General features: G+C 70.0%; 23 protein-coding genes. 21 read left to right on the forward strand and 2 right to left on the reverse strand.

Annotation, left to right across the window (positions count from 1 at the left end; all coding sequences use genetic code 11):
* Window positions 1-23 precede the first annotated feature (23 nt).
* The gene (locus ACFU6I_RS29475) at window positions 24-671 is read right to left on the reverse strand and encodes a bifunctional DNA primase/polymerase (RefSeq protein ID WP_384372157.1); all 648 of its coding nucleotides are present in this window, start codon (window positions 669-671) and stop codon (window positions 24-26) included.
* Between the two features lie 413 nt (window positions 672-1,084).
* On the opposite strand from ACFU6I_RS29475, the gene ACFU6I_RS29480 reads away from it, so the two are divergent.
* The 6 genes from ACFU6I_RS29480 (at window position 1,085) to ftsH (ending at window position 10,880) form a co-directional block, all read left to right on the forward strand.
* A complete protein-coding gene (locus tag ACFU6I_RS29480; RefSeq protein WP_384372159.1) occupies window positions 1,085-2,560 on the forward strand; it encodes a hypothetical protein in 1,476 nt (491 codons plus the stop codon).
* Between the two features lie 356 nt (window positions 2,561-2,916).
* Window positions 2,917-4,272 carry an ammonium transporter gene (locus ACFU6I_RS29485; RefSeq protein ID WP_384372161.1) on the forward strand — a complete coding sequence of 452 codons (1,356 nt, stop codon included), beginning with the start codon at window positions 2,917-2,919 and terminating at the stop codon, window positions 4,270-4,272.
* Window positions 4,269-4,607, forward strand: coding sequence for a P-II family nitrogen regulator (locus ACFU6I_RS29490; RefSeq protein WP_069170469.1), 339 nt, complete (start codon window positions 4,269-4,271; stop codon window positions 4,605-4,607). Before ACFU6I_RS29485 ends, ACFU6I_RS29490 begins: the two co-directional genes overlap by 4 nt.
* A gap of 31 nt (window positions 4,608-4,638) precedes the next feature.
* Window positions 4,639-7,092, forward strand: a complete 2,454-nt coding sequence (locus tag ACFU6I_RS29495) for a [protein-PII] uridylyltransferase (RefSeq protein WP_384372163.1) — start codon at window positions 4,639-4,641, stop codon at window positions 7,090-7,092.
* 132 nt (window positions 7,093-7,224) lie between these two features.
* Window positions 7,225-8,775 carry a signal recognition particle protein gene (ffh, locus tag ACFU6I_RS29500; RefSeq protein WP_384372164.1) on the forward strand — a complete coding sequence of 517 codons (1,551 nt, stop codon included), beginning with the start codon at window positions 7,225-7,227 and terminating at the stop codon, window positions 8,773-8,775.
* 191 nt (window positions 8,776-8,966) lie between these two features.
* On the forward strand, window positions 8,967-10,880 hold the full coding sequence (gene ftsH, locus ACFU6I_RS29505) for an ATP-dependent zinc metalloprotease FtsH (protein WP_384372166.1): 1,914 nt from the start codon (window positions 8,967-8,969) through the stop codon (window positions 10,878-10,880).
* A gap of 27 nt (window positions 10,881-10,907) precedes the next feature.
* Here ftsH and ACFU6I_RS29510 read toward each other — a convergent pair whose 3' ends face one another.
* Window positions 10,908-11,777, reverse strand: coding sequence for a methyltransferase domain-containing protein (locus ACFU6I_RS29510; protein WP_384372168.1), 870 nt, complete (start codon window positions 11,775-11,777; stop codon window positions 10,908-10,910).
* 228 nt (window positions 11,778-12,005) lie between these two features.
* Between ACFU6I_RS29510 and proS the strand changes: the two genes are divergently transcribed.
* The 15 genes from proS (at window position 12,006) to ACFU6I_RS29585 (ending at window position 23,467) form a co-directional block, all read left to right on the forward strand.
* Window positions 12,006-13,421 carry a proline--tRNA ligase gene (proS, locus tag ACFU6I_RS29515; protein WP_384372170.1) on the forward strand — a complete coding sequence of 472 codons (1,416 nt, stop codon included), beginning with the start codon at window positions 12,006-12,008 and terminating at the stop codon, window positions 13,419-13,421.
* 228 nt (window positions 13,422-13,649) lie between these two features.
* The gene (locus ACFU6I_RS29520) at window positions 13,650-14,243 is read left to right on the forward strand and encodes a hypothetical protein (protein WP_030928573.1); all 594 of its coding nucleotides are present in this window, start codon (window positions 13,650-13,652) and stop codon (window positions 14,241-14,243) included.
* A 157-nt stretch (window positions 14,244-14,400) separates the two neighbouring features.
* Window positions 14,401-14,844 carry a 30S ribosomal protein S16 gene (gene rpsP / locus ACFU6I_RS29525; protein WP_037689851.1) on the forward strand — a complete coding sequence of 148 codons (444 nt, stop codon included), beginning with the start codon at window positions 14,401-14,403 and terminating at the stop codon, window positions 14,842-14,844.
* A 2-nt stretch (window positions 14,845-14,846) separates the two neighbouring features.
* Window positions 14,847-15,086 (forward strand): RNA-binding protein, encoded by a 240-nt coding sequence (locus tag ACFU6I_RS29530; protein ID WP_005311361.1) that lies wholly within the window; start codon window positions 14,847-14,849, stop codon window positions 15,084-15,086.
* 79 nt (window positions 15,087-15,165) lie between these two features.
* Entirely contained in the window at window positions 15,166-15,735 is a 570-nt protein-coding gene (gene rimM / locus ACFU6I_RS29535; protein WP_384372172.1) for a ribosome maturation factor RimM, read from the forward strand.
* Window positions 15,735-16,556: a tRNA (guanosine(37)-N1)-methyltransferase TrmD gene (gene trmD / locus ACFU6I_RS29540; RefSeq protein ID WP_384372174.1), complete on the forward strand. Its 822-nt coding sequence runs from the start codon at window positions 15,735-15,737 to the stop codon at window positions 16,554-16,556. The genes rimM and trmD overlap by 1 nt, the downstream gene beginning before the upstream one ends.
* A gap of 128 nt (window positions 16,557-16,684) precedes the next feature.
* Window positions 16,685-17,035: a 50S ribosomal protein L19 gene (rplS, locus tag ACFU6I_RS29545; protein WP_093899094.1), complete on the forward strand. Its 351-nt coding sequence runs from the start codon at window positions 16,685-16,687 to the stop codon at window positions 17,033-17,035.
* A gap of 45 nt (window positions 17,036-17,080) precedes the next feature.
* On the forward strand, window positions 17,081-17,848 hold the full coding sequence (gene lepB, locus ACFU6I_RS29550) for a signal peptidase I (protein WP_384372176.1): 768 nt from the start codon (window positions 17,081-17,083) through the stop codon (window positions 17,846-17,848).
* Window positions 17,841-18,911 carry a signal peptidase I gene (gene lepB, locus ACFU6I_RS29555; protein ID WP_384372178.1) on the forward strand — a complete coding sequence of 357 codons (1,071 nt, stop codon included), beginning with the start codon at window positions 17,841-17,843 and terminating at the stop codon, window positions 18,909-18,911. The genes lepB (ACFU6I_RS29550) and lepB (ACFU6I_RS29555) overlap by 8 nt, the downstream gene beginning before the upstream one ends.
* Window positions 18,817-19,710: a signal peptidase I gene (lepB, locus tag ACFU6I_RS29560; protein ID WP_384044475.1), complete on the forward strand. Its 894-nt coding sequence runs from the start codon at window positions 18,817-18,819 to the stop codon at window positions 19,708-19,710. The genes lepB (ACFU6I_RS29555) and lepB (ACFU6I_RS29560) overlap by 95 nt, the downstream gene beginning before the upstream one ends.
* A 51-nt stretch (window positions 19,711-19,761) precedes the next feature.
* Entirely contained in the window at window positions 19,762-20,511 is a 750-nt protein-coding gene (lepB, locus tag ACFU6I_RS29565) for a signal peptidase I (protein WP_384372180.1), read from the forward strand.
* Window positions 20,501-20,989 (forward strand): NUDIX hydrolase, encoded by a 489-nt coding sequence (locus ACFU6I_RS29570; RefSeq protein WP_384372182.1) that lies wholly within the window; start codon window positions 20,501-20,503, stop codon window positions 20,987-20,989. The genes lepB (ACFU6I_RS29565) and ACFU6I_RS29570 overlap by 11 nt, the downstream gene beginning before the upstream one ends.
* Window positions 20,990-21,053: 64 nt before the next feature.
* A complete protein-coding gene (locus tag ACFU6I_RS29575) occupies window positions 21,054-21,362 on the forward strand; it encodes a DUF2469 domain-containing protein (protein ID WP_345510613.1) in 309 nt (102 codons plus the stop codon).
* 120 nt (window positions 21,363-21,482) lie between these two features.
* On the forward strand, window positions 21,483-21,842 hold the full coding sequence (locus ACFU6I_RS29580) for a YraN family protein (protein WP_384372184.1): 360 nt from the start codon (window positions 21,483-21,485) through the stop codon (window positions 21,840-21,842).
* Window positions 21,842-23,467 (forward strand): YifB family Mg chelatase-like AAA ATPase, encoded by a 1,626-nt coding sequence (locus tag ACFU6I_RS29585; protein ID WP_384372186.1) that lies wholly within the window; start codon window positions 21,842-21,844, stop codon window positions 23,465-23,467. Before ACFU6I_RS29580 ends, ACFU6I_RS29585 begins: the two co-directional genes overlap by 1 nt.
* Window positions 23,468-23,470: the final 3 nt, after the last annotated feature.

Consider the following 23,470-nt stretch of genomic DNA (forward strand, 5'->3'; position numbering starts at 1 on the left):
GCCCGGCGCCGTCGTTCCCGCCGCTACGAGCGGTGGCAGATGTATGCCAGGGTGCCCAGCAGCAGCCGCGCCTGCGGTGGCGTGGCGGCCGTGTCCAGGACCGGCGGACACAGCCAGCGGACCGGACCGAGACCGCCCTCGTCCGACGGGGGTGCGGTGATGTGGCAGCCGGGCCCCAGTGCCCGCAGATCCAGATCCGCGTCGTCCCAGCCCATCCGGTACAGCAGCTGCGGAAGTTCGGCGGCGGCGCCCGGTGCGACGAAGAACTGCGCCCTTCCGGACGGCGTCACGGCCACCGGGCCCAGCGGCAGCCCCATCCGCTCCAGCCGCACCAGCGCCCGCCGCCCCGCCTGCTCGGCGACGTCGAGCACGTCGAACGTCCGCCCCACCGGCAGGAGCATCGAAGCGCCTGGCACCTCCGCCCATGCGCGTGCCGCCGTGTCCAGCGTGGCGCCCGCCGGTACCTCGTCGGCGAACTCCAGCGGATGAGCGCCGGGGGAGAGGCAGTCGGTGTCCCCGCAGGAGCACCTCCCCGCCATGGCCCGCGCCCCCGGCGCGACGGCCCAGCCCCACAGTCCTGTGTACTCGGCCACCGCGGTGCACTCGGCCGCACGGCCTCGACGCCGTGAGCCGGATCGCATCTCCCGGATGCCGCCGATCGTGAAGCCCATGCCCCCTCCAACGGGTCCGGCTCGCCGGTGGTTACGACGCGGAGCACTGTTGTGACACTCCGTCGCCCCGACGATCCGGCAGCGCCGGGGGTCGTGCGACACGAACCACGCGCCCCTGTGCGCACCACTGCTTCCACTGCTGATCGTCGTCTGTCAAGTGAATCGCGCCGGACGGCAGGCGCGTTCCCCCAAAGGGGTGGCGAATGGTGGCGTTTCTGTCAACGCCCTCGCCGAGGCGGTGATCGGGGGATTACCGTCGGTACACGAACCATGGAAGTATGTGCGCCTGCGGGTATGCCGGAGGCAATCCGATTTCCTGTTCGATGGCGCCCCACCCCCAAAGGGACGGCTTTGGATCACGGCAATCTGATAGTGGTTCGCGCGACAGTATTCAGAGGGATGGGGGCGTTCCAGTGAGTGGCAGCGGCGCAGGCGATACGAATGCCGGTAAGCGCCCCAACGGGCAATTGGGATCATGGTTCGTGCGCAGCGGCTGGTCGAAGGGCGAGCTGGCGCGGCAGGTGAACCGCAGGGCACGCCAGATGGGCGCCCACCACATCAGCACCGACACCTCCCGGGTGCGGCGCTGGCTCGACGGCGAGCAGCCGCGCGAACCGATCCCGCGCATCCTTTCCGAGCTCTTCTCCGAGCGCTTCGGCACCGTCGTCGCCGTCGAGGACATCGGACTGCGCTCCGCCCATCAGTCACCGTCGGTGTCCGGCGTCGACCTGCCCTGGGCGGGCCCGCAGACCGTCGCCCTCCTCAGCGAGTTCTCCCGCAGTGACCTGATGCTTGCCCGCCGCGGCTTCCTCGGCACCTCGCTCGCCCTCGCCGCGGGTCCCACCCTCATCGAACCCATGCAGCGCTGGCTGGTGCCGGTCCCCGTCGCGGCACCCGCGGAGCCCGAGCCGGCGACCGCCGCCCGGCGTCCCTCCCGGCTCTCCGGCCCCGAGCTCGACCTGCTGGAATCCACCACCGTGATGTTCCGCCAGTGGGACGCGCAGTGCGGCGGCGGACTGCGACGCAAGGCCGTCGTGGGCCAGCTTCACGAGGTCACCGACCTGTTGCAGGAACCGCAGCCCGCGGCCACCGCCAAGCGGCTCTTCCGGTGTGCGGCGGAACTCGCCGAACTGGCGGGCTGGATGAGTTACGACGTCGGTCTCCAGCCCACGGCCCAGAAGTACTTCGTCCTCGGGCTGCACGCCGCGAAGGAGGCCGGCGACAAACCGCTGGGCAGTTACGTCCTGTCGAGCATGAGCCGCCAGATGATCCATCTCGGACGGCCCGACGACGCCCTCGAACTCATCCATCTCGCCCAGTACGGCAGCCGGGACTGCGCCACCCCGCGCACCCAGGCCATGCTGTATGCGATGGAGGCCCGCGCGTACGCCAACATGGGCCAGCCGAGCAAGTGCAAGCGAGCCGTCCGAATGGCCGAGGACACCTTTCTCGACGCCGGGATCGACGGCGAGCCGGAGCCGGACTGGATCCGCTTCTTCTCCGAGGCCGAACTGAACGGCGAGAACTCCCACTCGTACCGTGACCTCGCCTATGTGGCCGGCCGCAGCCCCACGTACGCCTCGCTCGCAGAGCCTGTCATGGAGAAGGCCGTCGAGCTCTTCGGTGAGGACGACGAGCACCAGCGGTCGTACGCGCTGAACCTGGTCGGCCTCGCCACCGTCCATCTCCTCAAGCGCGAACCCGAACAGTCCACGGTGCTCGCCGAGCGGGCCCTGCGGGTCGCCAAGAAGGTCCGCTCCGAGCGCGTCAACACCCGGCTGCGGAAGACCGTCGACACCGCTGCCAGGGACTTCGGCGACATTCCCGCGGTTGCACAACTCACCGATCTGCTCACCGAGCAGCTGCCCGAGACCGCCGAAGCGGTCTGACCGGGCACCCCTCACCCCGGCCACGACGATCACCCCGCACAGACCGACTTCGGCTCCCCCTTGCCAGGTCAGCGGGTGATCGGCGTGGCCGGTTCGCGTTCCCGTTCCCGTACTCCAGAGTTGTAACCGCACCGTATGCGGCCACGGCCGCAGGGTAGGCCCGGCCGCGGATACGCCACTCGCGGTTCATGGGGACGTAACACGCCACGCCTCTTCGTCACTGTGGCGAAACACCGTGCGGCATCGGCGGAAACCGCGCTGGGCGAATCTCATGGCGCATAACCGGCCCGCACCTTTTCCACAGTGGTCCCGCACGTTTCGCCCCCCGCGGCCGCTCCGACGACGAGGAGACGCCGATGCCCCCAGGCATCACGACGCTTGCCGCAGACGCCCCGACGCTGTCTGCCGCCAACACCGGGTTCATGCTCATCTGCTCGGCCCTGGTGATGATCATGACCCCGGGTCTGGCCTTCTTCTACGGAGGCATGGTCCGCGTCAAGAGCACCCTCAACATGCTGATGATGAGCTTCATCAGCCTCGGGATCGTCACGATCCTGTGGGTGCTGTACGGATTCAGTCTCGCCTTCGGCACCGACATCGGCTCTCTCATCGGCTGGAGTTCGGACTTCGCAGGCCTGAGCGGGATCGGCATCACCCAGCTCTGGGACGGCTACACGATCCCGATCTACGTCTTCGCCGTCTTCCAGCTGATGTTCGCGGTCATCACTCCGGCGCTGATCAGCGGCGCCCTCGCCGACCGCGTCAAGTTCACCTCCTGGGCGCTGTTCGTCGTCCTGTGGGTGACCGTCGTCTACTTCCCGGTCGCGCACTGGGTCTGGGGCGCCGGCGGCTGGCTCTTCGAGCTCGGTGTCATCGACTTCGCCGGTGGTACGGCGGTCCACATCAACGCGGGTGCGGCAGCCCTCGGCGTGATCCTCGTCATCGGCAAGCGGGTCGGCTTCAAGAAGGACCCGATGCGGCCCCACAGCCTCCCGCTCGTCATGCTCGGCGCCGGTCTCCTGTGGTTCGGCTGGTTCGGCTTCAACGCCGGCTCGTGGCTCGGCAACGACGACGGTGTGGGCGCGGTCATGTTCGTCAACACGCAGGTCGCCACCGCCGCCGCGATGCTCGCCTGGCTCGGTTACGAGAAGCTCCGCCACGGTTCCTTCACCACTCTCGGCGCCGCTTCCGGCGCGGTTGCCGGCCTCGTCGCCATCACCCCGTCCGGCGGCGCGATCAGCCCGCTCGGTGCCATCGCCGTCGGTGCCATCGCCGGTGTGCTCTGCGCGATGGCGGTCGGCCTCAAGTACAGGTTCGGCTACGACGACTCCCTGGACGTCGTCGGCGTCCACCTCGTCGGCGGTGTCGCGGGCTCGCTCCTCATCGGCTTCTTCGCCACCGGCGGTGTCCAGTCCGACGCCAAGGGCCTCTTCTACGGCGGCGGCCTCGACCAGCTCGGCAAGCAGGCCGTCGGGGTCTTCGCCGTCCTCGCGTACTCTCTGGTCGTCTCCGCGGCGCTCGCCTTCCTCCTCGACAGGACGATCGGCATGCGGGTCGACGAGGACGACGAGATCTCCGGTATCGACCAGGTCGAACACGCCGAGACCGCGTACGACTTCAGCGGCGCCGGCGGCGGTGCGGCCCCGCGTACGGCCTCCGCACCGGCATCGGAGACCACGGCAGCAGCGCAGACCAAGAAGGTGGACGCATGAAGCTCATCACGGCAGTCGTGAAGCCGCACCGGCTCGACGAGATCAAGGAGGCCCTCCAGGCCTTCGGCGTCCAGGGCCTCACGGTCACGGAGGCCAGCGGATACGGGCGCCAGCGCGGCCACACCGAGGTCTACCGGGGAGCCGAGTACACCGTCGACCTCGTCCCCAAGATCCGTATCGAGGTCCTCGTCGAGGACGAGGACGCCGAACAGCTCATCGATGTCGTGGTCAAGGCAGCCCGAACCGGCAAGATCGGAGACGGCAAGGTCTGGAGCGTTCCCGTCGAGACAGCCGTACGGGTCCGCACCGGTGAACGCGGCCCGGACGCACTCTGACCGACGGCCTCGCAAACTGAAAGGCAGCTGGGTGACGAGCACCGAAGTGACCACCGAATCCGAAGACTCGGGACCCAGCGGCTACGCGGCGGCCCGGCTGCGCCTCCTCCAGGAGAAGGCGCAGCCCGGGCCGCCGCGCCGTGCGGCCCTCGCCTCACTCACGGACGACTGGCTGACCGCCCTGTTCGCCACCGCCACCGAACAGACCGGCGTCCGCGGCGCCGCGCTCGTCGCCGTCGGCGGCTACGGCCGCGGCGAACTCTCCCCGCGCAGCGACCTCGACCTCGTGCTCCTGCACGACGGCAGCGCCGGCGCCGGAGCCATCGCCTCCCTCGCCGACCGCATCTGGTATCCCGTCTGGGACCTCGGCCTCGCCCTCGACCACTCCGTACGGACCCCCGGCGAAGCCCGGAAGGCGGCCGCCGAGGACCTCAAGGTGCAGCTCGGACTGCTCGACGCCCGGCCCGTCGCGGGAGACCGCGGCCTGGTCGCCGCGATGCGCACCACGATCCTCGCCGACTGGCGGAACCAGGCTCCCAAACGGCTTCCCGCCCTCGACGAACTCTGCCGCGAACGCGCCGAACGCCAGGGCGAGCTCCAGTTCCTCCTCGAACCCGACCTGAAAGAGGCCCGCGGCGGCCTGCGCGACGCGACCGCCCTGCGCGCCGTCGCCGCCTCCTGGGTCGCCGACGCCCCCCGTGAAGGCCTCGCCGAGGCCCGCCGCATCCTCCTCGACGCCCGCGACGCCCTGCACCTGACCACGGGCCGCGCCACCGACCGCCTCGCTCTCCAGGAGCAGGACCAGGTCGCCACCGCCCTCGGCCTCCTCGACGCCGACGCACTGCTGCGCCAGGTGTACGAGGCCGCGCGCACCGTCTCGTACGCCACCGACGTCACCTGGCGCGAGGTCCACCGCGTGCTGCGCGCCCGGTCCGTTCGCCCCCGGCTGCGCGCCATGCTGGGCGGCGGCAAGACCGCCGCCACCGAACGCACCCCACTCGCCGAAGGCGTCGTCGAGGCCGACGGCGAGGTCGTCCTCGCCCGCACGGCCCGCCCCGAACACGACGCCGTGCTCGTCCTGCGCGCCGCCGCCGCGGCCGCCCAGTCCGAACTGCCGATCTCCCGCCACGTCGTGCGCCACCTCGCCGCCGCCGCCCGCCCGCTGCCCGTGCCCTGGCCCGCCGAGGCCCGTGAGGAACTCGTCACCCTGCTCGGCGCGGGCGAGGCCACCGTCCCCGTCTGGGAGGCCCTCGAAGCGGAAGGGCTGATCACCCGGCTGCTGCCCGACTGGGAACGCGTCCACTGCCGCCCGCAGCGCAACCCCGTCCACACCTGGACCGTCGACCGGCACCTCGTCGAAGCGGCCGTCCGCGCCTCCTCGCTCACCCGCCGCGTCGGCCGCCCCGACCTCCTGCTCGTCGCCGCCCTGCTCCACGACATCGGCAAGGGCTGGCCCGGCGACCACTCCGTCGCCGGGGAGGTCATCGCCCGCGACGTCGCCGCCCGGATCGGCTTCGACCAGCACGACGTGGGCGTCATCGCCACGCTCGTGCGCCACCATCTGCTGCTCGTCGAGACCGCCACCCGTCGTGACCTCGACGACCCGGCCACCGTCCGCTCCGTCGCCACCGCCGTCGGCAGCGCGTCCACGCTGGAGCTCCTGCACGCCCTCACCGAGGCCGACGCGCTCGCCACCGGGCCCGCCGCCTGGTCCACCTGGCGCGCCTCCCTCGTCGCCGATCTCGTCACACGTGTCGCCGCGGTCCTCGCCGGCGAGGCAACCGCCGATCCGGAACCCGTCGAACCCAGTGCCGAACAGGAACGGCTGGCCATCGAGGCGCTGCGCACCGGCGAACCCGTCCTCGCCCTGCACGCCCAGGCCGAGACCCCGGACGAGGACGGCGAACCGGAACCCATCGGTGTCGAACTCCTCATCGCCCTCCCCGACCGCCCGGGCGTCCTGCCCGCCGCCGCCGGAGTCCTCGCCCTGCACCGCCTGACCGTCCGCGCGGCCGACCTGCGCGCCGTCGAACTGCCCACCGAGCTCGGCGAGTGCGTCGACGTGCTGCTGCTCAGCTGGCGGGTGGCGGCGGAGTACGGCTCCCTGCCGCAGGCAGCCCGGCTCCGCGCCGATCTCGTCCGCGCCCTGGACGGTTCCCTCGACATCCCGGCCCGTCTCGCCGAACGCGAAGCCGCCTACCCGCGGCGCCGCGGGGTGAAGGCGCCACCACCTCGGGTGACGGTCGCGGCGGCGGGCTCGCGGCTCGCGACCGTGATCGAGGTGCGTGCCCAGGACGCCCCGGGGCTGCTGCACCGGATCGGGCGGGCGCTGGAACAGAGCACGGTCCGGGTGCGCAGCGCACACGCGTCGACGCTCGGTGCCAACGCGGTGGATGCCTTCTATGTCACAGGGGCGGACGGGGAGCCGCTGTCCGACGCACGCGCAACAGAGCTGGCCCGAGAGGTCGAGCGGGCTCTGGGCTGACCCCCGCGACCACGCGGAAGGGCCCTCGTCCGTCACGAGAAACGGGCGAGGGCTTTGCGTTTCCCGGCGTCCGGATACCCTTGGGGACGACTGACCTGCACCCGACCCCGACCCTGAGGACCGACGAGCGCCGTGTTCGATACTCTCTCCGACCGCCTTAGCGCGACTTTCAAGAACCTCAGGGGCAAGGGCCGCTTGTCCGAGGCGGACATCGACGCCACGGCCCGCGAGATCCGTATCGCCCTGCTCGAGGCCGATGTCGCGCTTCCCGTCGTGCGCGCTTTCATCGCCAACGTCAAGGACCGGGCGCGCGGCGTCGAGGTCTCCCAGGCGCTGAACCCCGCCCAGCAGGTCGTCAAGATCGTCAACGAGGAGCTTGTCGGCATCCTCGGTGGCGAGACCCGGCGGCTGCGGTTCGCCAAGAACCCGCCCACCGTGATCATGCTCGCGGGTCTGCAGGGTGCCGGTAAGACCACCCTCGCCGGAAAGCTCGGCCTCTGGCTCAAGGGCCAGGGCCACTCCCCGCTGCTCGTCGCCTGTGACCTCCAGCGCCCCAACGCCGTCAACCAGCTGAGCGTCGTCGCCGACCGCGCCGGTGTGGCGGTCTACGCCCCGCAGCCGGGCAACGGCGTCGGTGACCCGGTCCAGGTTGCCAAGGACTCCATCGAGCACGCCCGGGCCAAGCAGTACGACGTGGTCATCGTCGACACCGCCGGCCGCCTCGGTATCGACGAGGAGCTGATGCAGCAGGCCGCGGACATCCGCGACGCCGTCAGCCCCGACGAGATCCTCTTCGTCGTCGACGCGATGATCGGCCAGGACGCGGTCAACACCGCCGAGGCCTTCCGCGACGGCGTCGGTTTCGACGGTGTGGTGCTCTCCAAGCTCGACGGTGACGCCCGCGGTGGTGCGGCCCTGTCGATCGCCCACGTCACGGGCAAGCAGATCATGTTCGCGTCGAACGGTGAGAAGCTCGAGGACTTCGACGCCTTCCACCCCGACCGCATGGCGTCCCGCATCCTCGACATGGGTGACCTGCTCACCCTGATCGAGCAGGCGGAGAAGACCTTCAGCCAGGAAGAGGCCGCCAAAATGGCCTCCAAGCTGGCGTCCAGCAAGGGCAAGGACTTCACCCTCGACGACTTCCTGGCCCAGATGGAGCAGGTCAGGAAGATGGGCTCCATCTCCAAGCTGCTCGGCATGCTGCCCGGCATGGGGCAGATCAAGGACCAGATCAACAACATCGACGAGCGCGACGTGGACCGTACCGCCGCGATCATCAAGTCGATGACGCCGCACGAGCGCCAGGAACCGACGATCATCAACGGTTCGCGCCGGGCCCGTATCGCCAAGGGCTCCGGTGTCGAGGTGTCCGCCGTGAAGAACCTGGTGGAGCGGTTCTTCGAGGCGCGCAAGATGATGTCGAAGATGGCGCAGGGCGGCGGCATGCCGGGCATGCCGGGGATGCCCGGCATGGGTGGCGGCGCGGGCCGGCAGAAGAAGCAGGTCAAGCAGGCCAAGGGCAAGCGCAAGAGCGGCAACCCGATGAAGCGGAAGGCCGAGGAGCAGGCCGCTGCCGCCCGTCGCGAGCAGGCGGCGGCGCAGGGTGGCGCGTTCGGTCTTCCGGCGCAGGACGACCAGAACTTCGAGCTTCCCGAGGCTTTCAAGAAGTTCACGGGCTGACACCCGACGCCCGCAGGGGCGCACAGGCAAGGGGCATTCGCCATGGGCGGGTGCCCCTTCCCCGTGCCACCCGGTTGCGCGCCCGTGTCGTGTCGGTGTCCCTCCACGGGCCCAGCAGACGGCTTCTCGGAGGGCTTTGGTTGTATTTCTCCTTTAATGTCGGCTCAACGGCTGTCGGCAGAGGAGCGCGCGTGACCAATCCCGTACCGCCACGCGATCGGACCGACCAGCCGTGGCGCTCGGAAGGTGCCCCACCGCCCACACCGCCGGGCCGGAAGATGCCGGGCGGCTGGGGCGGACTGCTGCTGACCGCACTGGCCGTCTATCTGCTCGCCAACCTGGTGCTGTCCTTCTTCAACGGGAGGAACGAGCCGACCATCGCGTACACGGAGTTCAGCAAGCAGGTCACGGCGGGCAACGTCTCCAAGATCTACTCCAAGGGCGATGCCATCCAGGGGCAGCTCAAGAAGGGGGCGAAGATCCCGGGCACCGACGAGACGTACACCAAGTTCGTCACCCAGCGGCCCGCGTTCGCCGACGACAACCTCTGGGCCGAGCTGGTGAAGGACGACGTCACCGTCACCGCCGAGCCGGTCGTCAAGGAACGCAGTTTCCTCGCCAACCTGCTGATCTCGCTGGCACCGATGCTGCTGCTCGTCCTGCTCTGGGTGCTCATCGCCCGGCGGATGTCCCGGGGCATGGGCGGCGGGATGGGCGGCTTCGGCCGCAAGGCCCCGCCCAAACCGGTCGAACTGGAGGCGGGCAAGCGCACCACCTTCGAGGATGTGGCCGGCATCGACGAGGTCGAGGGCGAACTCAACGACGTCGTCGACTTCCTGAAGAACCCGCAGCAGTACCGGCGGATGGGCGCCCGGATGCCCGGGGGAGTGCTGCTCGCGGGTCCGCCCGGCACCGGAAAGACACTCCTGGCGCGGGCCGTCGCCGGCGAGGCGGGCGTGCCGTTCTTCTCCGCCTCCGCCTCCGAGTTCATCGAGATGATCGTCGGCGTCGGTGCCGGCCGGGTACGGGAACTGTTCGCGGAGGCCCGCAAGGTCGCCCCCGCCATCGTCTTCATCGACGAGATCGACACCATCGGCAGGGCCCGCGGCGGCGGCTCCGGCATGGGCGGCCATGACGAGCGCGAACAGACGCTGAACCAGATCCTCACCGAGATGGACGGCTTCTCCGGCTCGGAAGGCGTCGTCGTCCTCGCCGCGACCAACCGCGCCGACGTCCTCGACCCCGCCCTCACCCGGCCCGGCCGCTTCGACCGGATCGTCCAGGTGAGCCCTCCCGACCGGACCGGCCGGGAGGCCATCCTGAAGATCCACACCCGGCAGATCCCGCTCTCCGAGGACGTGAGTCTCGGTCAGGTGGCGCGGACGACGCCCGGCATGACCGGTGCCGACCTCGCCAACCTCGCCAACGAAGCCGCGCTTCTCGCCGTCAAGCGCCAGCAGTCCGAGGTCAGCCAGACCGACCTGTCGGACGCCCTGGAGAAGGTCCAGCTCGGAGCCGAAAGACCGCTCGTCATGCCGGAGGAGGAGCGGCGCAGGACCGCGTACCACGAGAGCGGCCACGCCCTGCTCGGCATGGTCCAGCCGGGCGCCGACCCCGTGCGCAAGGTGACCATCGTGCCGCGCGGCAGGGCCCTCGGCGTCACTCTCTCGACGCCGGACGCCGACAGGTACGCGTACACCGAGCAGTATCTGCGCGGCCGCATCATCGGTGCCCTCGGCGGTATGGCCGCGGAACAGCTGGTCTACGAAGTGGTCACCACGGGCTCGGAGAGTGACCTGGAACAGGTCACCAATCTGGCGCGCGGAATGGTCGGACGCTGGGGGATGAGCAGCAGGGTCGGCAGGCTGACGGCGATCCCGGGCGACGTCCAGCAGGCGTACGGGCTCTCGGCGGCGCCGGCCACGCTGGACGCCGTGGACGACGAGATGCGGCGCATCGTCGACGAGTGCTACATCGAGGCGCAGCGGCTGCTGGGCGAGCACCGGGAGAAGCTGGACGCGCTGGCGGCGGCGCTGCTGCAGAACGAGACGCTGGACGAGGAGGCGGCCTACCGGGCGGCCGGCATCCCGCGCCTGGCCAAGTAGGACCGCCCCATCGCGTTCGCACCGGCTTCAGGAGGTGCAGACGAGATAGCGGAAGACATTCGGCATCCACACCGTGCCGTCCTGGCGCCGGTGCGGGTGCAGTGCCTCCGCGACCTCCTTCTCCACCTGGGAGCGGTCCGTCGCCCGCACCGCCGCATCGAACAGCCGCGTCGACAGCAGCCCGCGCACCGCACTGTCCAGGTCCGCGTAGCCGAACGGGCACGCCACCCGCCCCGAGCCGTTCGGATTCAGTCCGGCCCGGAACGCCACGTCCTCCAGATCGTCCCTGCGCGCCGGGCGCCACCCACCCGCGCGGGGCGCCCGGGCCCCGTCGGTGAGCCGGGCCGCCACCCGGAGCACTGCCGCGGTCGCGCACCGCTCGGGGGGACCCCAGCCGGTCAGCACCACCGAGCTGCCCCGGGCGAGCAGCGGCAGGGCGGACTCCAGGGCGGGCAGCAGCCCTTCGGAGTCACCCGCCGAACAGCCGATCGGGGAGAACACGGTGAGCAGGTTGTACGGGACACCGTCGGCCGGTGCGACGGCGGACGGATCACCGGCGAAGAGTTGGGGCGGCCCGGCCGGGGCCGGATCGGGGCCGCCGTCCCACGCCGCTTCCGGCAGCAGCCGTTCGCGGGCCAGATCAAGGCGTTCACGGTCGGTGTCGACGCCGGTCACGCGCGCCCCGCGGGCGGCCGCGATCAGCAGCGCGAGCCCGGAGCCGCAGCCGAGGGAGAGCATCCGCGTACCGGCTCCGACTTCGAGCCGGTCGTACACCGCTTCGTACAGCGGCGCGAGCATCCGCTCCTGGATCTCGGCCCAGTCACGAGCACGGGTTCCGGGGTCCATCGGGGCGGACGGATCTGTCTGCCCGTGGTGCCGGACGAGCGTTGGTGTCATGGAAAGCGCCCCAATCCGCCGAGAGGTAGGTCGTTCCCGAGTGATGGACGGCCCCCGCGTGTGCGTGCCCGCACTCCCCCCGTATGTCAGAGAACTGCGCATCCGCGACCGCGTCCAGAGGGCGGAGGGCAATGGTTGTGCGCCTCGGTCGTGCGCCCCCGCAGACGGTCGGCCGTGACCGGTCCCGTCACTCCGTGGGAAAGGCGATGTCGCCGTACGATGCGCGCCATGGCAAAAGCACCCGTTCTCACACCCCAGGCCGAGGACTTTCCCCGCTGGTACCAGGATCTGATCAACAAGGCCGAACTTGCGGACAACGGCCCGGTGCGCGGCACCATGGTCATCCGACCGTACGGATACAGCCTGTGGGAGCGGATGCAGCAGGAGATGGATGCCCGCATCAAGGACGCGGGCGCCCAGAACGCCTACTTCCCGCTCTTCATCCCCCAGTCTTACCTGACACGCGAGGCCCAGCACGTCGAGGGCTTCGCACCCGAGCTGGCCATCGTCACCCACGGCGGCGGGAAGGACCTCGAAGAGCCCGTGGTGGTGCGGCCGACGTCCGAAACGATCATCAATGAGTACTTCTCGAAATGGGTGCAGAGCTACCGGGATCTGCCCCTGCTGATCAACCAGTGGGCGAACGTCGTCCGCTGGGAGATGCGTCCGCGGGTCTTTCTCCGTACGACCGAATTCCTCTGGCAGGAGGGGCACACGGCCCACGCGACCTACGAGGACGCCCGCGACTACGCCGCGTACATCCACCGGGACGTCTACGCGGACTTCATGACCCAGGTCCTGGGCATCGATGTGGTGCTCGGCCGCAAGACCCCGAGCGAACGGTTCGCGGGCGCCATCAACACCCTCACGCTCGAATCGATGATGGGCGACGGCAAGGCCCTGCAGATGGGTACGAGCCATGAGCTCGGCACCAATTTCGCCAAGGCGTTCCACACCGAGTACCTGTCCCGGGAGGGCAGGCAGGAGCTGGTCTGGCAGACCTCCTGGGGCTCCTCGACCCGGATGGTCGGCGGCCTGATCATGTCCCACGGTGACGACCGGGGGCTCCGCGTCCCGCCGCGGCTCGCCGCCGTGCAGGTGGTCGTCCTCGCGATCAAGGAGGACGAGGCGGTACTGACCGCGGTCCGTGAGATCGGCGACCGGCTGCGCGAGGCCGGGATCAGGGTCCGGATCGACGACCGGACCGACACCCCGTTCGGCCGCCGCGCGGTCGACTGGGAGCTGAAGGGCGTGCCCGTTCGGATCGAGATCGGTCCGCGCGACCTGGAGAACGGCACCGCGATGCTGGCCCGCCGCATCCCGGGCGGGAAGGAGCCGGTCGCGATCGAGGCACTGCCGGCCCTGCTCCCGGCGGTCCTGGAGGAGGACCAGGCGACGCTGCTGCGCGAGTCCCGGGCCCGCCGCGAGTCCCGTACCAGCGAGGTGTCCACCGTCGACGAGGCCGCGGAGGCGGCGGCAGCGGGCGGCTGGGCGCGTATTGCGTGGGACGTCCTCGGTCCGGCGGGGGAGGCCCGGCTCGCGGAGCACGGGGCGTCGGTGCGGTGTCTGGTGGCCGAGGACGGGTCGGTGCCGGTGTCGGACGACGCCCCGGGTAGTGTCGCCGTCGTGGCCCGCGCCTACTGAGGCCCCCCGGCGCTCCCGGAGCCGTCGGAACCCCGGCGCGGAGGCATTGTCTACGCACCGGGGCGTACCCGGCACTACGTACCACCTTGGTGTGAGCTGTGAGAGTTCTCCACAGATCGGCGCACCCGCCCTCGTCAGGGCGCATCAACGGCAACTGACTGGTACGTGCAATTTATTTGGGATGCCCCGGAATAGGAACACCGGGGCACTCGCGCTCGTTGTCACGACGTGAGCACGACACCACCTGTACTTGCCGCAGAGCTGGCACAGGCGTGGGCCGACATTCAGCGGTACCACCCCGAGCTGCCCGATCTTGCCGCGCCAGAGTCCCTGATCGGAGAGTCCTCGTCCGCCTGTGGCGCCGAGCTCTCCTTCGAGCGACTGCTGCATGAGGCAGTCCATGGAATCGCCGCCGCACGAGGTGTCCGCGACACCTCCCGCGCCGGCCGCTACCACAACCGCAGATTCCTCGCGATCGCCGAGGAGTTGGGCCTCGATCATGCCGAGGAACCCCACCCCAGCAGTGGCTTCTCGCTGGTCACGCTCAATCCCGAGGCGAAGCGGAGGTACCGCCCGACGATCGAGCGGCTGCAGCGCGCCCTCAAGGCGCACACGGTCGCCACCGCCGCCGACACCAAGCGCTCCTTCCGCGGGCCGGCCGCCCGGCACGGCTCCTCCGGCGGAGGCGTGCGGGTCAAGGCCGTCTGCGACTGCGGACGCAACGTCCGGGTCGTTCCCTCGGTCCTCGCCCAGGCGCCGATCGTCTGCGGGGGCTGCGGGAAGCCGTTCCGGATCCCGGAAGCAGCGGTCGCGGTGGGGTGACCCGACGTGGTGTGGCACAATGGCAAGCTGTACTCGACAGTCGAACAGGACCCCTCTCTCCTCCGGCTGACGCGTCCATCGGGCACCCGAGTACCGCAACCCCACGTGGCATCTTCGTTGTGCCCAACCACGTCATAGACCAGGAGACACCACTTCCGTGGCAGTCAAGATCAAGCTGAAGCGTCTGGGCAAGATCCGTTCGCCTCACTACCGCATCGTCGTCGCCGACTCCCGTACCCGCCGTGACGGCCGGGCCATCGAGGAGATCGGCCTGTACCACCCGGTGCAGAACCCCTCGCGCATCGAGGTCAACTCGGAGCGTGCGCAGTACTGGCTGTCTGTCGGCGCTCAGCCGACCGAGCCGGTTCTCGCGATCCTGAAGCTCACCGGTGACTGGCAGGCCCACAAGGGTCTCCCGGCCCCCGCGCCGCTGCTGCAGCCGGAGCCCAAGGCTGACAAGCGCGCCCTGTTCGAGGCCCTGGCCAAGGACACCGGCGAGGAGTCCAAGGGCGAGGCCATCACGCAGAAGGCAAAGAAGTCCGACAAGAAGGCTGACGAGGCTGCTGACGCTGCCGCGCCCGCCGAGTCGACCGAGGCCTGAGCATGCTCGAGGAGGCTCTCGAGCACCTCGTGAAGGGCATCGTCGACAACCCCGACGATGTGCAGGTCGCCTCGCGCAACCTGCGCCGTGGTCGTGTGCTGGAGGTCCGGGTTCACCCCGATGACCTCGGCAAGGTGATCGGCCGCAACGGCCGCACCGCACGCGCGCTGCGAACGGTCGTGGGCGCCATCGGCGGCCGTGGCATCCGCGTCGACCTCGTCGACGTGGACCAGGTTCGCTGACAGAGTTGAACACCGGCACGGGCCGGGGAGGGCCATGCGCCCGCCCCGGCCCGTCGTCGTATGACAGGAGAGACACAAGGTGCAGCTGGTAGTTGCGCGGATCGGCCGCGCCCACGGCATCAAGGGCGAGGTCACCGTCGAGGTACGCACGGACGAGCCGGAGCTCAGGCTCGGTCCCGGGGCCGTACTCACCACCGACCCGGCCGCGAACGGACCGCTGACGATCGAGGTCGGCCGGGTGCACAGTGGCAGGCTGCTGCTGCGGTTCGAGGGCGTACGGGACCGTACGGCCGCCGAGGCCCTCCGGAACACCCTGCTGATCGCCGACGTCGACCCGGCGGAACTTCCGGAGGACCCCGAGGAGTTCTACGACCACCAGCTCATCGACCTCGATGTGGTCCTCGCCGACGGCACCGAGATCGGCCGGATCACCGAGATCTCGCACCTGCCGTCCCAGGACCTCTTCATCGTCGAGCGCCCGGACGGCAGCGAGGTGATGATTCCGTTCGTCGAGGAGATCGTCACCGAGATCGATCTGGAGGAGCAGCGCGCGGTCATCACCCCGCCGCCCGGCCTGATCGACGACAGCCAGGCCGTGGTCGCCTCCGCGCGGGACGACGAGGCCGCCGAGCAGGAGAACGAAGCCTGATGCGGCTCGACGTCGTCACGATCTTTCCCGAGTACCTGGAACCGCTGAACGTCTCGCTCGTCGGCAAGGCCCGCGCCCGCGGGCGCCTCGATGTGCACGTGCGCGATCTGCGGCACTGGACGTACGACCGGCACAACACGGTCGACGACACCCCGTACGGCGGCGGTCCCGGCATGGTCATGAAGACCGGGCCGTGGGGCGACGCCCTGGACGAGGTGCTGGCGGACGGGTACGAGGCGGGGGCGCACTCTCCGGTGCTCGTGGTGCCGACGCCCAGCGGCCGCCCGTTCACCCAGAAGCTCGCCGTGGAGCTCTCCGAGCGACCGTGGCTGATCTTCACCCCGGCCCGCTACGAGGGCATCGACCGTCGGGTGATGGACGAGTACGCCACGCGGATGCCGGTCGTCGAGGTCTCCATCGGCGACTACGTGCTGGCCGGCGGGGAAGCCGCCGTACTGGTGATCACGGAGGCGGTGGCCCGGCTGCTGCCCGGCGTGCTCGGTAACGTCGAGTCGCACCGCGACGACTCCTTCGCGCCCGGCGCCATGGCCGATCTGCTGGAGGGGCCGGTCTTCACCAAGCCGCCCGAGTGGCGCGGCCGGGGCATTCCGGACGTCCTGCTCAGCGGTCATCACGGGAAGATCGCGCGCTGGCGGCGGGACGAGGCGTTCCGCCGCACCGCGCTCAACCGGCCCGATCTGATCGAGCGCTGCGAGGCGAGTGCCTTCGACAAGAAGGACCGTGAGATCCTCTCCATCCTCGGCTGGTCCCCGGAGCCCGGTGGCCGATTTTGGCGCAGGCCCGAAGCCGTGGAAGAATGAGCCGCTGCTGTACGTCCGGTGTGCGCCCCTGCCACAGGGGGAACGACGCCCGCCCGACGCGATCAGCACCCCATCTCCTTACGATCTCCCGTCGATGACCTGTGGCATCGGCGAAGAAAGCAGACAACATGGCTTCCCTGCTCGATGGCGTCAACGCCGCTTCCCTGCGTACGGACGTTCCGGCGTTCCGTCCCGGTGACACCGTCAACGTCCACGTGCGAGTGATCGAGGGCAACCGCTCCCGTATCCAGCAGTTCAAGGGCGTAGTCATCCGCCGCCAGGGCTCTGGCGTCAGCGAGACCTTCACGGTCCGCAAGGTCTCCTTCAGCGTCGGCGTCGAGCGCACCTTCCCGGTGCACAGCCCGATCTTCGAGAAGATCGAGCTCGTCACCCGCGGTGACGTCCGTCGCGCCAAGCTGTACTACCTCCGTGAGCTGCGCGGCAAGGCCGCGAAGATCAAGGAGAAGCGCGACAACTGAGCTAACTCCCAGCTCCGCGGCTCGGCCGGATAAACTCTGGCTCCGATGGACACGGAAGCAAAGCACACGGAGCGCGACCGCTCCTCCACACCCGAAGCAGGGGCGGAGGAGAGGTCGCGCTCTTCGCGTATTTTGGACCGGTTCGCCTCGCTGTCGTGGCGGCGTGCGGCCTTCCTCGGCGCTGTCTGCTCGGTCTTCCTGCTGCTCTTCAGTACTTATGTGCTGCAGCCGTTCCTGATCCCCAGTGGCTCGATGGAGTCCACCCTGCGGGTGGGGGACCGGGTGCTCGTCAACAAACTGGCGTACCGTTTCGGCTCCGTACCGCACCGCGGTGACGTGGTGGTCTTCGACGGCACCGGCTCCTTCGTCCAGGTGGCACCCGCCGAGAACCCCGTCACCGGGCTGCTGCACGGCGCGGCAGCGTCCCTGGGGCTGGCGGAACCTGCCGAGACCGACTTCGTGAAGCGGGTGGTGGGCGTGGGCGGCGACCGGGTGGTCTGCTGCGACAAGCAGGGCAGGATCGAGGTGAACGGGGCGCCGTTGGACGAGGAGTACCTCCATTCCGGCGACGCCCCGTCCCGGGTGGCCTTCGACATCGTCGTCCCCGACGGCACGCTGTGGATGATGGGCGATCACCGGAGCAACTCCCGCGACTCCCGTGACCATCTCGGAGAGCCCGGCGGCGGCATGGTGCCGGTCGACATGGTCATCGGCCGGGTGGACTGGATCGGCTGGCCGCTGGGCCGGCTGGGCTCGATCCCGAAGACCGGCGCCTTCGACGCCGTACGGATACCGGGCGGCACGCATGGGTAACCGAGGACGGGCGAGCGGCGGGTCGGACGCCGACGTTCCGCTGCCGACCGGCACCAGGCCGACGGCCGCGCGCTCGCTGCCGACCCGGGCGGAGCGGCGCAAGCTGGCGCGCCGGGTCAAACGGCGGCGGCGCAGGTCCGCCGTGAAGGAGATACCCCTCCTCATCACCGTGGCGCTGCTCATCGCGCTCGTCCTCAAGACGTTCCTGGTGCAGGCCTTCGTGATCCCGTCCGGTTCGATGGAGCAGACGATCCGGATAGGCGACCGGGTGCTGGTGGACAAGCTGACGCCCTGGTTCGGATCCAAGCCGCACCGCGGTGACGTGGTCGTCTTCAAGGACCCGGGAAGCTGGCTGCGGCAGGAGAACGTCGCGAAGCAGGATCCGCCCGTCGTCGTCAAACAGGTGAAGGAAGTGCTGACCTTCATCGGGCTGCTGCCGTCCGACGACGAACAGGATCTGATCAAGCGGGTGATCGCCGTCGGCGGTGACACCGTGAAGTGCTGCGACAAGGACGGCAGGGTCACCGTCAACGGCGTACCGCTCGACGAGCCCTATCTTCATCCGGGAAACCCGCCCTCCACGCTCAAATTCGAGGTAAAGGTTCCGGACGGCCGAATCTTCGTCATGGGCGACCACCGCTCCAATTCCGCCGACTCGCGCTTCCACCTGGACGAGCCGGATCACGGCACGGTCCCCGAGGACGCGGTCGTGGGACGGGCTGTCGTCATCGCCTGGCCCTTCGGTCACTGGCGGAGACTGGGAGAGCCCGAGACGTTCGCTTCGGTCCCGGACGCGCGCGCCGGGACGTCGGTGGCGTACGCACCGTCGAATAGTGTGTCGTCCCAGGACCTCAATGGAATGGTCCGGCTCCCGACCCCTGCGGAACTCCCGCTCGTTATGGGAGTGGTGGGCCTGCACCGACTAGGGGGCAGGCGGTGGCACGGAGTGAGGAGTGGATGTGGGGGATTTGGCGGTCGGCGCACGATCCGGACACGACGAACCCGAGGACCGGCCCGAGAGCGAAAGGTCTGCCGAGGTGACGCCGGACCGGGCGGAGAGTGACGGCGACTCCCCGGACGGTGGTGGTAGGGCTCCCGGGAAGCCACGCTCCTTCTGGAAGGAGCTGCCCCTGCTCATCGGCATCGCGCTGATTCTGGCGTTGCTGATCAAGACGTTTCTGGTGCAGGCGTTCTCGATTCCCTCGGACTCGATGCAGAACACGCTCCAGCGGGGCGACCGGGTGCTGGTCGACAAGCTGACCCCCTGGTTCGGCTCCGAGCCGCAGCGCGGCGAGGTCGTGGTCTTCCACGACCCGGGCGGCTGGCTGGTGGACGGCGAGTCGACGCCCCAGCCGAACCTTGCGCAGAAGTTCCTCAGCTTCATCGGACTGATGCCGTCCGCCGAGGAGAAGGACCTGATCAAGCGGGTCATCGCGGTCGGCGGCGACACCGTGGAGTGCAGGAAGAACGGGCCGGTCGTCGTCAACGGCAAGGCGCTGGACGAGCAGTCGTTCATCTACCCCGGGAACACCCCGTGCAACGACGAGCCGTTCGGTCCGATCACGGTGCCCCAGGGCCGTATCTGGGTGATGGGCGACCACCGCCAGAACTCCCTGGACTCCCGCTACCACCAGGAGCTGCCGGGGCAGGGCACGGTCTCCACGGACGAGGTGGTCGGCCGGGCCATCGTGGTGGCATGGCCCATCAACCGCTGGGCGACCCTGCCGGTTCCGAGCACCTTCGACCAACCGGGGCTGAACGCCGCGATGGGGCTGGCGCCGGGAGCACTCGGTGTAGCCGGAGCGCTTCCGCTCGTGTTGTGGCGTCGCAGGAGGCTGACCGCCGGGCGTACTGCCGGGTAGGGTGCCGACTCGGATCAGCGATTGTCGATCTCCGAGGTGGGGGACGCTGGGATGAGTGGAACTGGACGTACGAGTGACGGCCACGGTCGGCTCGGCAGCATGCTGTCCGGGCTGGCCGTGGCCGTCGGCTGTGTGCTCTTCCTCGGCGGGTTCGCCTGGGCGGCGGTGGTGTACAAGCCGTACACCGTGCCGACCGAATCGATGACGCCGACGGTGCGTGCCGGTGACCGGGTGCTCGCGGAGCGGGTGGACGGCGCCGAGGTGCGCCGCGGTGACGTGGTGGTCTTCAAGGACCCCGCGTGGGGCGACATGCCCATGGTGAAGCGGGTCGTGGGCATCGGCGGCGACCTGATCGCCTGCTGCGAGAAGAACGGCCGACTCACCGTCAACGGCAAGCCCATTGAGGAACCGTATCTGCAGGCGAAGGGCCTCGCCTCGGTGAAGAACTTCTCGGCGGAGGTGCCCAAGGGGCAGCTCTTCCTCCTCGGCGACGAGCGCAGCGGCTCCCTGGACTCCCGGGTCCACCTCGACGACCCGGGGCAGGGCTCGGTACCGCGCAGTGCCGTGCGGGCCCGGGTGGACGCCGTCGCCTGGCCGATGAACGGGATGATCGAGCGACCGCAGGCGTTCGCGGTTCTTCCCGGCGGGGTGTCGCAGCCCGGACCGCTGGAGCTGCAGGTCGGGGCCGTGGTGGCGGGTGCGGTGCTCATCGTCGGCGGCGCGGCGTACGGGCCGATCGCGGCGCGGTCCGCACGGAACAGGCGTGAACAGGGCGGGAAGGTGCCAGCGGGTGCCCGCTGAGATCCGGAAGGTCGCCAGGGTGATCCTGCTCGACCCCGACGACCGCATTCTGCTGATGCACGGCTACGAACCGGACAACCCCGACATCACCTGGTGGTTCACGCCCGGAGGCGGCCTGGAGGGCGACGAGACCCGCGAGGAGGCCGCGCTGCGCGAGCTCGCCGAGGAGACCGGGATCATGGGCGTCGAGCTCGGCCCCGTGCTCTGGCAGCGCATCTGCTCCTTCCCGTTCGACGGGCGGCGCTGGGACCAGGACGAGTGGTACTACCTGGCACGTACCACGCAGACCGAGACGGATCTGAGCGGGCTCACCGGGCTGGAACAGCGCAGTGTCTCGGGCCTGAGGTGGTGGACCTGCAGCGAACTGTCGGTGGCGCGTGAGACGGTGTACCCGACCAGGCTCGCCGGGCTGCTGCGCACGCTGCTCGACGAGGGTCCGCCGCGTACGCCAGTGGTCCTGGCCCCCGAAATCGCCTGAGCCTTCGGGGGTGCGGGAGCCTGGCGCACAATAGGTGGACGCACGGCTGAAGGGGAACATGCCAATGAGCGCCGAGGACCTCGAAAAGTACGAGACCGAGATGGAGCTGAAGCTCTACCGGGAGTACCGAGATGTCGTCGGTCTGTTCAAATACGTGATCGAGACCGAACGGCGCTTCTACCTCACCAACGACTACGAGATGCAGGTGCACTCGGTTCAGGGTGAGGTCTTCTTCGAGGTGTCCATGGCGGACGCATGGGTCTGGGACATGTACCGGCCCGCCCGGTTCGTCAAGCAGGTACGCGTCCTGACCTTCAAGGACGTCAACATCGAAGAACTCAGCAAGAGCGATCTGGAACTTCCGGGCGGCTGAGCCGCCGCGGCGGTCGCCGGTCCATTCGGGTGGCCGGGTTGTCCACAACCGCCGAGTTGTCCACCAAGATCCACCAGCGGGACTCGGACGCGTCATCGTCGGTGCCGGAGGTGGTGCCGAATGAACGCACGGGGGGCACTCGGGCGGTACGGCGAGGATCTGGCGGCGCGGCTGCTGACCGACGCCGGCATGGCCGTACTGGAACGGAACTGGCGCTGTCGCGCCGGTGAGATCGACATCGTGGCGATGGACGGGGACGCGCTGGTCGTCTGCGAGGTCAAGACCCGCAGGGCGGGGGCGTTCCAGCATCCGATGGCGGCCGTCGGCCCGGTGAAGGCGGACCGGTTGCGGCGGCTCGCCGAGATCTGGCTCGACCGGAACGGCGGCCCGCCGCCGGGCGGGGTGCGGATCGATCTGATCGGTGTGACGTTGCCCGGACGGGGTGCGCCGGTCGTCGAGCACGCGCGCGGGGTGGCCTGATGGGGTTCGCGCGGGCGTGCTCGGTGGCGCTGGTCGGCGTCGAAGGCGTGGTGGTGGAGGTCCAGGCCGACCTGGAGCCGGGGGTGGCGGCGTTCACCCTGGTCGGTCTGCCGGACAAGAGCCTGGTGGAGAGTCGGGACCGGGTCAGGGCCGCCGTGGTCAACTCCGGGGCGGAGTGGCCGCAGAAGAAACTCACGGTCGGGCTCTCCCCGGCTTCCGTGCCCAAAGGAGGCAGCGGCTTCGATCTTGCTGTCGCGTGTGCCGTACTCGGTGCGGCCGAGCGGATCGATCCCTCGGCCATCTCCGATGTGGTGATGATCGGGGAGCTCGGCCTCGACGGATGGGTGCGGCCGGTCCGCGGTGTGCTGCCTGCCGTGCTTGCCGCTGCGGAGGCGGGGTACCGGAAGGTCGTCGTGCCCAAACAGACCGCGGGCGAGGCGGCGCTGGTACCCGGCGTCTCGGTCCTCGGGGTGCGGAGCCTGCGGCAGTTGATCGCCGTGCTCAGCGACGAGCCGGTACCCGACGAGCGGGAGGGTGACGAGGAAGGACGCCCCTCCACGATGCTGGCGGGGCTGATGGTGCCGGGCGCGGGCATCGGCAGCGGACTGGCACGGGTCTCCGCGCAGGGCGAGGGACGTCCCCCGGACCTGGCGGACGTCGCCGGCCAGGAGACGCCGCGTCTGGCCCTCGCGGTCGCAGCGGCGGGCGGGCATCATCTGCTGCTCTCCGGACCGCCGGGCGCGGGCAAGACCATGCTGGCCGAGCGGCTGTCCGCGATTCTGCCGACGCTGAGCCGACAGGAATCCCTGGAGGTGACCGCGGTGCACTCGGTGGCGGGCATCCTGCCGCCGGGTGAGCCGCTGATCACCCGGGCGCCCTACTGTGCGCCGCACCACTCGGCGACGATGCAGTCGCTGGTCGGCGGGGGGAACGGGCTACCGAGGCCCGGGGCGGTCTCCCTGGCCCACAGGGGCGTGCTGTTCCTGGACGAGGCGCCGGAGTTTTCCGTCCGGGCGCTCGACGCGCTGCGCCAGCCGCTGGAGTCGGGGCATGTGGTGGTGGCGCGCAGCGCCGGAGTGGTGCGGCTGCCCGCCAGGTTCCTGATGGTGCTGGCGGCCAATCCCTGCCCGTGCGGGCGCCACACCCTCACCGGCGCCGGTTGCGAATGCCCGCCCTCTTCGGTCCGCCGCTACCAGGCGAGACTCTCCGGGCCGATGCTCGACCGGGTGGATCTGCGGGTGGTCGTCGCACCGGTCACGCGCGAGGACCTCATGGGCCTCAGAGGCCGGGGCGAGTCCACGGCCGTCGTCGCGGCGCGCGTACGGGAAGCCCGGGCCCGGGCGGCAGAACGGCTTGCGGGCACGGGATGGACCACCAACAGCGAGGTACCCGGCCATGAGCTGCGAACCCGGCTGCTCGCTGCGCCGGGGGCGCTCATGGAGGCCGAACGGGACATGGAGCGGGGGCTGCTCACCGCGCGGGGACTCGACCGGGTGCTGCGGGTGGCGTGGACCGTCGCCGATCTGCGGGGCGCGGATCGTCCGGAGGCGTCCGACATCGCGGTGGCCCTGGAACTACGCACCGGGATCGCCCGGGGAGCCCTGGCCCGGGGCGGGACGTCATGACGC

Origin of the sequence: Streptomyces sp. NPDC057486, assembly GCF_042802415.1 — a bacterium.
In the GTDB taxonomy this organism is placed as follows: Bacteria; Actinomycetota; Actinomycetes; order Streptomycetales; family Streptomycetaceae; genus Streptomyces; species Streptomyces yanii.

Coding starts and splice junctions, on each gene's coding strand:
- lepB (WP_384372178.1), top strand. CDS start 17,841: ATGGGTAACCGAGGACGGGCGAGCGGCGGGTCGGACGCCGACGTTCCG.
- ACFU6I_RS29475 (WP_384372157.1), bottom strand. CDS start 671: ATGGGCTTCACGATCGGCGGCATCCGGGAGATGCGATCCGGCTCACGG.
- ACFU6I_RS29530 (WP_005311361.1), top strand. CDS start 14,847: ATGCTCGAGGAGGCTCTCGAGCACCTCGTGAAGGGCATCGTCGACAAC.
- trmD (WP_384372174.1), top strand. CDS start 15,735: ATGCGGCTCGACGTCGTCACGATCTTTCCCGAGTACCTGGAACCGCTG.
- ACFU6I_RS29510 (WP_384372168.1), bottom strand. CDS start 11,777: ATGACACCAACGCTCGTCCGGCACCACGGGCAGACAGATCCGTCCGCC.
- lepB (WP_384372176.1), top strand. CDS start 17,081: ATGGACACGGAAGCAAAGCACACGGAGCGCGACCGCTCCTCCACACCC.
- rplS (WP_093899094.1), top strand. CDS start 16,685: ATGGCTTCCCTGCTCGATGGCGTCAACGCCGCTTCCCTGCGTACGGAC.
- ACFU6I_RS29575 (WP_345510613.1), top strand. CDS start 21,054: ATGAGCGCCGAGGACCTCGAAAAGTACGAGACCGAGATGGAGCTGAAG.
- ACFU6I_RS29580 (WP_384372184.1), top strand. CDS start 21,483: ATGAACGCACGGGGGGCACTCGGGCGGTACGGCGAGGATCTGGCGGCG.
- ACFU6I_RS29490 (WP_069170469.1), top strand. CDS start 4,269: ATGAAGCTCATCACGGCAGTCGTGAAGCCGCACCGGCTCGACGAGATC.
- proS (WP_384372170.1), top strand. CDS start 12,006: ATGGCAAAAGCACCCGTTCTCACACCCCAGGCCGAGGACTTTCCCCGC.
- lepB (WP_384372180.1), top strand. CDS start 19,762: ATGAGTGGAACTGGACGTACGAGTGACGGCCACGGTCGGCTCGGCAGC.
- ACFU6I_RS29485 (WP_384372161.1), top strand. CDS start 2,917: ATGCCCCCAGGCATCACGACGCTTGCCGCAGACGCCCCGACGCTGTCT.
- ACFU6I_RS29585 (WP_384372186.1), top strand. CDS start 21,842: ATGGGGTTCGCGCGGGCGTGCTCGGTGGCGCTGGTCGGCGTCGAAGGC.